The organism is Actinomycetota bacterium, assembly GCA_019347575.1.
Classification (GTDB): Bacteria; Actinomycetota; Nitriliruptoria; order Nitriliruptorales; family Nitriliruptoraceae; genus JAHWKY01.
Genome location: JAHWKY010000062.1, coordinates 1 through 10,490, shown reverse-complemented (window position 1 = coordinate 10,490; position 10,490 = coordinate 1). Strand labels below are relative to the sequence as shown.

Below are 10,490 nucleotides of genomic sequence, written 5' to 3'. Positions count from 1 at the left end.
AGCATCTTGATCGCGACGTCACGCTCGAGCAGCAGATCCCGCGCCCGGTAGACACGACCGAAGCCACCGCGCCCGAGCTCGGCGGTGATCTCGTACCGGTCGTTCCACGTCTCGCCCGGTTCTGGCAGCCGTGACACTGGTGGCGGGTCTCCCGATCGTCGTGCCCCGCATGCGCACGCTCGCCGGATTGTCGCACGACGGCGGCCGCCGTGTGGCGGCCGCCGTCTCGCGCCGGGTTACAGGGGGACCCGCTACGCGCCCGTGGCCTCCCGGAACTCGCGCACCACGCGCATGTAACCGTCCATCTGGTCGAACAGCCGGTCGGCGTCGTCCTTGGCCGCCGGGTGCCGCAGGCCCATCGCCTTGGCCGCGAACTTCGCGCCCCGGAAGTACACGGGAAGGTCCGTCAGTGGCATCGCCTTCGGGCCCGGCTCCGGATCGCCCGTCGTGGGCGGTTCCTGCGATGTCGCCGGGAGCTCGAGTGTGCGGGCCTGCTCGAGGACCTCGTCCTCGGGAAGGCGGTCGGCGAAGTCACGCGACACGAACCGCCACGCCTCCTCGCCTCCGGGACGCACGAGGATCATCGCCGGCCGGGCGATCCGCCGCGGGTCGTGTTCATCGGAGACGCCCAACGGGCCGATCATGCGGTCGCGATCCGGGTCGCTCAGGAACGGGAACGGGAGATGCAGCTTCTCGATCATCGCCGAGTTCTGACGCGGAGGATCGACCGACACCGCGTACAGACGCACGCCCGTGTCGAGGAACTCGCCGTGTCTCTGGGCCAGGCTGACCAGCTGGCCGTGGCAGTACGGTCACCAGTCTCCGCGGAGCGTGACGATCAGTGCCGCCGCGTCGAGATGGTTCGACAGTCGCCACGGCCGTCCGACCTGGTCGGTAGCTGTCAACTCGGGCACCGTCACCGTGGCCTCCTCGATCTGCTTCCGCAGACTACGTCTCGATCGTCGAGCGGGTCGTGGAGGTCGGACAGGACTCGCGACTGGACTCCGGCACTGCTCGAAATCCCCATCATGTGACACCCCTGCACGACGGCCAGGCTTCATCGGTTCCAAGCGGCGAGCCGGAAGGTCGGCGCTAGGTTGGGTGTGCCCGGTGGGCGAGGAGTGGTCGGATGGTGGTTCCGAGTGCGTCGTACTCGATCACGATGCGGGTGCATCTGCAGGCTGGTGATCATCGGGCGTTGGGCCGGGCGACCACCGCGGTGGGTGAGGCTGGTGGGGCGGTGACGGCGGTCGATTTCGTGGAGCCTGACGGCGGCAATCCCGTGGTCGATATCACGGTGAACGCGAACGACTCGGACCACGCGGATCGCATCGAGGAGGCCGTCGGTGCCGCCGAGGGTGTGCGGGTGCACCGCACGAGCGATCGCACGTTCCTGTTGCACCTGGGCGGGAAGATCGAGGTGACACCGCGGGTGCCGTTGAAGACCCGCGACGATCTGTCGATGGCGTACACGCCCGGGGTCGCGCGGGTGTCACAGGCCTTGGCGCAGCGGCCGGAGGACGCCCGGGCGCTGACGATCAAGGGCAACACCGTCGCGATCGTGACCGACGGTTCCGCGGTCCTGGGACTGGGTGACATCGGCCCGGTCGGTGCGCTGCCGGTGATGGAGGGCAAGGCGGTGCTGTTCAAACGGTTCGCGGGGGTCGATGCATGGCCGGTGTGCCTGGCTACGAACGATCCGGACGAGATCGTGGCCACGGTCCAAGCCATGGCGCCGGTGTTCGGCGGGATCAACCTCGAGGACATCGCCGCCCCGGACTGCTTCGACATCGAGGCGCGGCTGCGCGAGTCGCTGGACATCCCGGTGTTCCACGATGACCAGCACGGCACCGCGATCGTGACGTTGGCGGCGCTGCTCAACGCGCTGCGGGTGGTCAGCAAACGCATGCACGATATCCGGGTGGCGATGGCCGGTGCTGGTGCCGCCGGGGTCGCGGTCGCCAAACTGCTACTGGCCGAAGGGGTCGGCGAAATCATCTGCAGCGACCGCAGTGGGATCCTGCACCCCGGCCGCGAGGGTCTGAACGTCTCGAAACGGTGGATGGCCGACAACACGAACAGCGAGGGCGCGACCGGCAGCCTGGTCGATTCGCTGTCCGGAGCCGACGTGTTCATCGGCGTGTCTGGCCCCGACCTGTTCGACCCGTCCGAGCTGTCCGCGATGGCCGACGACGCGATCGTGTTCGCCATGGCCAACCCCGACCCGGAGGTCGACCCCCACGCAGCAGCCGAGCACGCCGCGGTCGTCGCGACCGGACGCAGCGACTACCCCAACCAGATCAACAACGTGCTCGCCTTCCCCGGGGTGTTCCGCGGTGCGCTGGATGCCTACGCGGCCGCCATCACCGAACCGATGAAGGCCGCCGCCGCGCACGCCATCGCCAACGTCGTCGGCGACGCGCTGCACCCCACCTACATCGTGCCCAGCGTCTTCAACGCCGAGGTCGCCCCCGCCGTCGCCGACGCCGTCCGCACCGTCTGGAACAGCCACACCTGACCGGACCCACGGCAGGGCAGTCCCCATCCCGGCATCCCATCTCCTACGTGGCGGCCGGCAGTAGGGGGATATCCCACTCTCACGACATCCGGCTTCGGCACGTCGTCTTCATGGGATTTCTTTGCCAAGGTGGAGGTCGCCGGTTGTTCTGACCATGGTTTGCCCATGGGTTCCAGTCGGGGGAGAGGAGCACGGCCATGACGAACAAGCGAGGTTCGATCCGTCAGCGCGGACGTGACGCCTGTGGGAGTTCGCGTCTACCGGGACGTCGACCCCGACACGGGCCGGCAGCGGTACGCGACCCGCACCGTGCACGGCAGCCGCCGGGTAGTGCTTCAGGCGTTGGAGGCCCTGGTAGCGGAGGTCGACAACGCTGCTACACACGAGGGCACGTTGGCCGAGCTGCTGGAACGATGTTCGGCGGCGTCGGCGGAGTGGGAGCCGTCGACGCAGGCGACGGTTCGGTGGGCGACCACCTGCCACCTGGTGCCACATCTGGGGGATCTGCCGGTGGCCAAGCAGACCGCGGTGGACATCGACGACTTCTACGCGTGCCTGCTGCGTCGCGGTGGCCCGAAGGGCTGCGGGCTGGAGTGGACACGGTCCGCGACGCCGGCGCGACGCTGCCCGGCGAGGGGAGCGACCGTAACCGACCCGCACCGACTTGTAGCGCTCGTCCTGAAGCGCTAAGCGCTCGGTGACCCGTTCGTTGAGTCGTCTGAACCCGACGTGGAACGCCGCGAACCGGCCGATCGCTGGCAGCTTGGTCGCCGCGACCTCCCGCCCGCGACTCGCGCGCGTCGAACTTGCCCGCGCGGCCTGTCGAGGACCTCAACCGCCGGCTCGTCGCCTACCCGGAGTGCGACTGGTAGCTCAGATGAGGCCGACGAGTTGGGCGAGCACGACGAGCACGACCCAGATCGTCGCCGCGAGCAGGAACCTCAGCCACAACCGCTTCAGCACGGTCAACCTCCGACGAGCTTGCCGAACTGATCCTGGAGCAGGATCGCGGAGAAGAACCCGAAGAACAGCACCGACCACCCCATCGCACCCAACCGCACACCGGTGATCTTGACGGCCGCCGGGACCGCGGTCCGGTTCAGCTGGATCAGGAGGATGGAGTAGACGAACATGACGAGGCCGTTGAGGGAGGACGCGATCACGAGCAGGAGAAGCGGCTGGTCGATGGCCGTCAGCAGGATCACCGCCCCCAGGATGATCTCGCCCCACACGATGGCGAAGTACAGCTTGCTCTCGCTCCAGAACTCGCTGTCGCGCAGCCAGTTGATCTTCACGATGTCGGCCACCACCCGGCCGACGTGGTCGAGGACCCCGAGGTTCGTCGAGAACAGCACGACCGCCCCCGCCAGCCAGAAGAAGGTCCGGAACCACGTGCCGATCCGTTCGGCCAGCACCTCCCCCTCCGCCTCGATGAACGCGAACCCGCCCTCGAGCTCCTGCCCGAACACGGTCGAGGCCGTCAACACCGACAGCACGATGATCGAGATCAGCCCCAGGACGAAGAAGAACCAGAACTGCTCCTGGTTGGCCACCCGCCACCACTCACGCCAGCGGCGCAGGTTGTCCTCGTCGGAGCGGAAGGTGTGCCCGACGGACGCGATCGCCATCGGTTCGCCGGTCAGCGGCGACTCGATCCTGGGGATGTGGGCGCCCATCCCGAGGCCCTTGTCACGGATCCAGTTGCTCTGCGCCAGGTTCACCGACCCGCCGGCCCCCGCGAACGCGAGCGCGCCGAGCAGCACCGCCGGCGTGAGGTCTGCGTCGAACGCCGGCCGGGCGGGCTGGAACAGGCTGGTCCACGCCTCGGCCTGGGTGGCCATGACCACCGCGAACAGCAGGAACACGAAGATGGCGCCCACCATCACCATCTGGAACTTCTCGACGAAGTTGTAGACGATCGGGGACGCGGTGAGCGCGATCCCGATCGCGGTCAGCCCCAGGACCGTGACGATGTTGACGGTGCCACTCTCCCAGCCGAACACGAAGCCGGCGGTCGTGGATGCCCCGGTCGCCCAGCCGGGCCACACCCAGGGGACGATGGTCATGATGATGAACAGCCACGACCACTGCTTCCACAGCCGCGTGAACCCCGTCACCGCCGTCTCGCCGGTGGCGAGCGTGTAGCGCTCGATCTCCATGTTGATGAAGTACTGGGTGAGGATGCCCAGGGCCGCGATCCACAGCAGCGTGGTCCCGAACCGTGAACTGATGAACGGCCACAGGACGAACTCGCCGGATCCGATGGAGACGGCGAGCAGCACGACGCTCGGACCGACGATGCGTTTCAGCGGCAGCGCCTCCGGCAGATCCCGGTAGGACACCGACGGGAGGTACCTGCTCGGGACCTCCGTCGCCGTCTCTCGCCTCGCCGCGCCCGCGTCCTCGGTGACGTCCGCCACAACGCCCTCCGTAGCCGATCCCACCGGGTGAGCCACCATTCCCGGCCGAGGGGACAATCGCACGGGAGGGGGTGGTCGTGGCACGTACTTTCGTACATCGTGGTGCCGGAGGCCGCTCCCGTGGACGGTGGAGAGGGAGTACCGTCGGGTCCACGGTGCGGAGGTGCCGTCACCGGTCTGTCCGGGGGAGACCATGCTGCCAGAGCCGCTGCGCGAGCGGATGGTGGATCTGCTGGGAGCCGACGGCGTCATCAGCGAGCCGGCCCAGCTCCGCACCTACGAGTGCGACGGCCTCACCGGCTACCGGGTGCAGCCCGGCCTCGTGGTCCTTCCGACCACCACGGAGCAGGTGGCCGCGATCGTCGCCTGCGCCGACCTCGACGTCCCCTTCGTCGCCCGGGGCTCCGGCACCGGCCTGTCGGGCGGAGCCTTGCCCCACGCCGACGGGGTGCTGATCGTCCTGGCCCGGATGCGCGACATCGTCGATATCGACGTGCCGAACCAGCGCATGACCGTCCAGCCGGGGGTCACGAACGCTGCGATCTCGCAGGCGGTCGCCCGCCACGGGCTCTACTACGCCCCCGACCCGTCCAGCCAGATCGTCTGCTCGATCGGCGGCAACGTGGCCGAGAACTCGGGCGGAGTGCACTGCCTCAAGTACGGCTTCACCACCAACCACGTCCTCGGCATGGAGGTGGTGCTCCCGGACGGCTCGGTGACCTGGCTGGGCGGCGCGGTGCACGATCCTCCCGGCTACGACCTGCGAGGGGTGTTCATCGGATCGGAGGGCACGCTCGGGATCGCCACCAAGATCGTGGTCCGGCTGAGCCGCGTCCCCGAGTCGGTCCGCACCCTCATGGCCGACTTCGACAGCCCCGCGCAGGCAGGTGATGCGGTCGCGGCCATCACGGACGCGGGGATCATCCCGGCCGGCATGGAGATGATGGACAACCTCGCCATCCACGCCTGTGAGGAGGACGCCCATGCGGGGCTCAACCTCGACGCCGGCGCGGTGCTGATCGTCGAGGCCGACGGACCCGCGGCGGAGGTCGAGCACGAGTTCGCCCGCGTCGAAGAGCTGTGTCGCGACGCGGGTGCGACCGCGATCCGGGTGGCGCAGGACGCGGACGAGCGGGCGCTGATCTGGAAGGCGCGCAAGGCGGCGTTCGCGGCCATGGGGCGCCTCTCGCCCGACTACTTCGTGCAGGACGGGGTCATCCCGCGCACCAAGCTCGCGGAGGTCCTCGCTCGGATCGACGAGCTCTCCGACGACAGCGGCTTCCGGGTCGCCAACGTCTTCCACGCCGGTGACGGGAACCTGCACCCGCTGGTGCTGTACGACTCCGCCGACGAGGGAGCTGCGGACGCCGCCGAGGAGGTCGCCATCCGCATCGTCGAGATGTGCGTCGAGGTCGGCGGCTCCATCACCGGTGAGCACGGCGTGGGCACCGACAAGGCCTGCTCGATGCCGAAGATGTTCTCCGAGGAGGATCTCGCGGTGCAGACGCGCGTCCGGGACGCGTTCGACCCGCAGGGGATCTGCAACCCCGGCAAGGTGTTCCCGACCCCGCGCCTCTGCGGTGAGCGTCCGGGCCCCTACCGCCCGCACGCCATCGAGGAAGCTGGGCTGGCGGCGCGGCTGTGACCACCACCGACCTCGGCACCGACACCGTCCGTCCCACCGGCCTCGCCGAGGCGCGGGAAGCCGTGCTCGACGCCGGACGCGGACGCACGCTCGCCTTCCGCGGCGGCGGCACGAAGGCCGAGTGGGCTCCCCCCGGCCCTGACCCGGAGCTCGTGGTGGAGACCGGTGGGATGGCCCGCCTCCTCTCCCACGACCCGGCCGACGCGACCGCCTCCGTCCAGGCGGGCATGCCCCTCGCTCGGCTCCAGGAGGAGCTGGCGGCCGCTGGCCAGTGGCTGGCGATCGACCCGCCCCTCGCCGAGGAGGGCGCCACGGTGGGCGGCGTCTACGCCGCCAACGACCACGGCCCCAGCCGCCACCGGTACGGGGCCATGCTCGACCTCGTGATCGGTGTGACGGTCGTCACCTCCGACGGCGCGGTCGCGCGTTCCGGAGGGAAGGTCATCAAGAATGTCGCCGGCTACGACCTCGGCAAGCTCTTCTGCGGCTCCCTGGGGACCCTCGGGCTGGTCGCCGAGCTCGTGGTCCGCCTCCACCCGCTGCCGACGGCGAGCCGGACCGTGCGCGTCCCGTGTGACGCGAGCGAGGCGACCGACTTCACCCTCGCGCTGCTCGTATCGCCGGTGGTACCCACCGCGGTGGACTGGATCGGAGGGGCGAGGACCGGCGAGCTGCGCGTGCGGATCCAGGGTCTGGTCGACGACTCCGTCTCGGCGCAAGCCCGCACCGTCCGGGACCTGGCCGGCGAGCACCGGCTTGACAGTGAGGTGGCCGCCGGCGACGAGGAGCGGGACCAGTGGGAGTCGGTCCGCGGGCTGACCGGTGAGCCGGGCGAAACCGTGCTGCGGGCGGGCACCCTGCCCGGTCAGCTCGGGACCGCGCTCGAGGCGCTGCACCGGGTCACCGAGCCGGCGGGCGTGCATGTCCGCGTCCGCAGCCACGCCGGTCTCGGGCTGCACACGGTCCGCCTCGCCGGCGGCGAACCGGCGGACCACGCTTCGGTGACCCGCTCGTGGCGCGACGCGGTGGTCGGCCTGGGCGGTCACGTGACCGTCCGGCGCCGACGCGAGGGCGTCGAGGTCGAGGGGAGGGCACCGCCACCGGAGGCCCAGGCGCTCATGCGGGCGGTCAAGCGCCGCTTCGATCCGGACGGCCGCTGCGCAACTGGCCGGTTCGTGTTCGGCTCGTGAGGGGGCGACGGTGAGCAGCGCTGAACAGCGAGCCCAGGGCGGGATCGGAGATCCGGGACGGGTGGTGACCGAGGTCGACGAGCGGGTCGACTTCGGCGTGTTCGACGCGCACCGCCCGCCGTCCGCAGATCTGATCGCGGACTGCGTCCACTGCGGCTTCTGCCTGCCCACCTGCCCCACCTACGCGCTGTGGGGCGAGGAGATGGACTCGCCACGTGGACGCATCTACCTGATGCAGATGGGCCTCGAGGGCGAGGTCGAGATGGACGACACGTTCGTGCGTCACTTGGACCTGTGCCTGGGCTGCATGGCGTGCGTCACCGCGTGCCCGTCCGGGGTGCAGTACGACCGGCTGATCGAGGCCACCCGCCCCCAGCTCGAGCGCAACTACCCCCGCGGCCGGGGTGAGCGGCTGCTGCGCCGCTTGATCTTCTGGCTGTTCCCGCACCCGCGTCGCCTGTGGGTGGCGGCGCTGCTGGGCTGGCTGTACCGCGCCCTGCGGCTCGATCGGCTCGCGGCCCGCACCGGGCTCCTGGGTGCCCTACCCGAGCAGGTGCGGACCCTGGAGTCGCTGCTGCCTGACGTGCACCTGGCCGACCTCGGCCGGCGCCTGCCCGAGCACGTCCCCGCCCGGGGCGGCCCCGCCCGGGCACGGGTCGGACTCGTCACCGGCTGCGTGCAGTCGGTGTTCTTCGCGGACGTCAACGCTGCCACCGCGCGGGTGCTCGCGCTCGAGGGCTGCGACGTGATCGTCCCCGGCGACCAGCCGTGCTGCGGTGCGCTCGAGCTCCACTCGGGCAACGAGGAGGCCGCGATCGCGCGGGCCAAGGCCATGATCGAGATGTTCGAGGACACGGAGGTCGACGCGGTCGTCATCAACGCGGCGGGCTGCGGGTCGAGTCTGAAGGAGTACGCGACGCTCCTGCGCGACGAGCCGGGCTGGGCGGGTCGGGCGCTCGCGTTCGAGGAGCGGGTACGCGACGTCTCGGAGCTCCTCGACGAGCTGGGGCCGCGGGCCGAACGGCACCCCGTGCGGGCACGGGTCGCCTACCAGGACGCCTGCCACCTCCAGCACGCCCAGCAGGTTCGCCGCCAGCCCCGCCGCCTGCTCGCCGACATCCCCGGCGTCGAGCTCAGCGAGATCATGGAGCCCGAGATCTGCTGCGGCTCGGCCGGGATCTACAACCTCCTGCACCCGCAGGCCGCCGCCGACCTCGGTCGCCGCAAAGCCGATCACGTCCTGGCGACCGAGCCGGACGTGGTCTGCAGCGGCAACCCCGGCTGCCTGCTCCAGCTCCAGCGGCACCTGCACGCATCGGACCGCGACGTGCGCGTCCTGCACACCGTCCAGCTGCTCGACGCCTCACTGCGGGGCGACGGGCTCGGACGACCGACCTGACGGAAGGACGAGACATGCCCACCAGCCCGTTCCACAGCGTGGGGTCGGCGTCGGAGCGCCCCACCCGCCTGCGACGCTCCTGCCTCGCGGTGCCCGGCTCCGACCCCAAGATGATGGCCCGCGCCGCGGAGGGCGAGGCGGACCAGATCTTCCTCGACCTCGAGGACGCGGTCGCCCCCGACGAGAAGAAGGGCGCCCGCGCCAAGGTGGTCGAGGCGCTCAACAGCAACGACTATGCGGGCAAGGTCGTGGTGGTCCGGGTGAACGACGCCACCACCCGCTACATGTACGACGACATCATCGAGGTGGTGCGCGGCGCCCACGATCAGCTCGACTGTCTGATGATTCCCAAGGTTCAGGACGCCGGGCAGCTGTGGTTCGTCGAGAACCTCCTGAACCAGCTAGAGAAGGACCTCGAGACCGGGCACCGGCTCGGCCTCGAGGTACAGATCGAGACCGGGACCGGGTCGGTGAACATGACCGAGATAGCGCGCGTCACCGACCGGACCGAGGCGCTCATCTTCGGGCCCGGCGACTACGCCGCCGACCAGGGGGTGCCGCAGCTCGACCTCGGCATGGTCGAGCCCGACTACCCAGGCCACCAGTGGCACTACATCATCGCTCAGATCACCAACAACGCCCGCGCCATCGGCGCCGACGCGGTCGACGGGCCGTTCGGCGACTACGGGGACGCCGAGGGTTACCGCGAGTCGGCGACCCGGGCGAAGCTGCTCGGCATGGACGGCAAGTGGTGCATCCACCCGTCGCAGATCGAGATCGCGAACGAGGTGTTCACCCCCACCAAGGACCAGTTCCAGCACGCGAGCGAGCTGCTCGACGCGTACCGGGAGGCGATCGAGGCCGGCCGCGGCGCCGCGTCGTTCAAAGGCAAGATGATCGACGAGGCCTCGCGCAAGATGGCCGAGAAGCTGGTCGCGCGCGGCGAGGCCGCCGGCATCGGCTGAGCCGCTCGCATGCGGCTCGCAGTGCAGCCGCTTCAACTAGAACAGTTCCAGGTACGTGTGGGCGAACAGGCGAACCTTCGGTGCCATAGCCCTCGTTCCGGTCCTCGACCCGCAGCAGATGCAGATGCATGTAGACCGTGTCACCGAACACGATCCGGTCCGCGGTGCTGAACCCGACCGGTTCACCGTCCGCCTCCCGCATAGCCCATGGTCGCTTCTCTCCGCCACTGGCCGGGTGAGGTTCTCCCCTGTGTTGACTGTCGGACTGTCGCTTGAGCGCGCTAACTGCTGAGATGGTTGCACTCCGTGACGAGTGGAAGGGGTGACGTGGAGTGTCTCGTCTGTGATCGACA

Annotated in this window: 8 protein-coding genes; 6 read left to right on the top strand and 2 right to left on the bottom strand. The window is 69.8% G+C overall.

Annotation, left to right across the window (positions count from 1 at the left end):
• Nucleotides 1–251 precede the first annotated feature (251 nt).
• Complete coding sequence (locus KY469_21370; protein MBW3665653.1) at nucleotides 252–794, bottom strand: peroxiredoxin family protein; 543 nt, start codon at nucleotides 792–794, stop codon at nucleotides 252–254.
• A 335-nt stretch (nucleotides 795–1,129) separates the two neighbouring features.
• Here KY469_21370 and KY469_21365 point away from each other — a divergent pair, with 335 nt between their 5' ends.
• The gene (locus tag KY469_21365) at nucleotides 1,130–2,518 is read left to right on the top strand and encodes an NAD-dependent malic enzyme (protein MBW3665652.1); all 1,389 of its coding nucleotides are present in this window, start codon (nucleotides 1,130–1,132) and stop codon (nucleotides 2,516–2,518) included.
• A gap of 243 nt (nucleotides 2,519–2,761) precedes the next feature.
• Nucleotides 2,762–3,208: a hypothetical protein gene (locus KY469_21360; GenBank protein MBW3665651.1), complete on the top strand. Its 447-nt coding sequence runs from the start codon at nucleotides 2,762–2,764 to the stop codon at nucleotides 3,206–3,208.
• 275 nt (nucleotides 3,209–3,483) lie between these two features.
• Here the strand turns inward: KY469_21360 and KY469_21355 are convergent, their stop codons facing one another.
• Nucleotides 3,484–4,977, bottom strand: a complete 1,494-nt coding sequence (locus tag KY469_21355; protein ID MBW3665650.1) for an Nramp family divalent metal transporter — start codon at nucleotides 4,975–4,977, stop codon at nucleotides 3,484–3,486.
• A 154-nt stretch (nucleotides 4,978–5,131) separates the two neighbouring features.
• Between KY469_21355 and KY469_21350 the strand changes: the two genes are divergently transcribed.
• The 4 genes from KY469_21350 (at nucleotide 5,132) to KY469_21335 (ending at nucleotide 10,137) form a co-directional block, all read left to right on the top strand.
• On the top strand, nucleotides 5,132–6,583 hold the full coding sequence (locus KY469_21350; GenBank protein ID MBW3665649.1) for an FAD-binding protein: 1,452 nt from the start codon (nucleotides 5,132–5,134) through the stop codon (nucleotides 6,581–6,583).
• The gene (locus KY469_21345; protein ID MBW3665648.1) at nucleotides 6,580–7,773 is read left to right on the top strand and encodes an FAD-binding oxidoreductase; all 1,194 of its coding nucleotides are present in this window, start codon (nucleotides 6,580–6,582) and stop codon (nucleotides 7,771–7,773) included. Before KY469_21350 ends, KY469_21345 begins: the two co-directional genes overlap by 4 nt.
• 64 nt (nucleotides 7,774–7,837) lie before the next feature.
• Nucleotides 7,838–9,172, top strand: coding sequence for a 4Fe-4S dicluster domain-containing protein (locus KY469_21340; protein MBW3665647.1), 1,335 nt, complete (start codon nucleotides 7,838–7,840; stop codon nucleotides 9,170–9,172).
• Nucleotides 9,173–9,186: 14 nt separating this feature from the next.
• A complete protein-coding gene (locus KY469_21335; protein ID MBW3665646.1) occupies nucleotides 9,187–10,137 on the top strand; it encodes a CoA ester lyase in 951 nt (316 codons plus the stop codon).
• The last annotated feature ends 353 nt before the right edge of the window (nucleotides 10,138–10,490 follow it).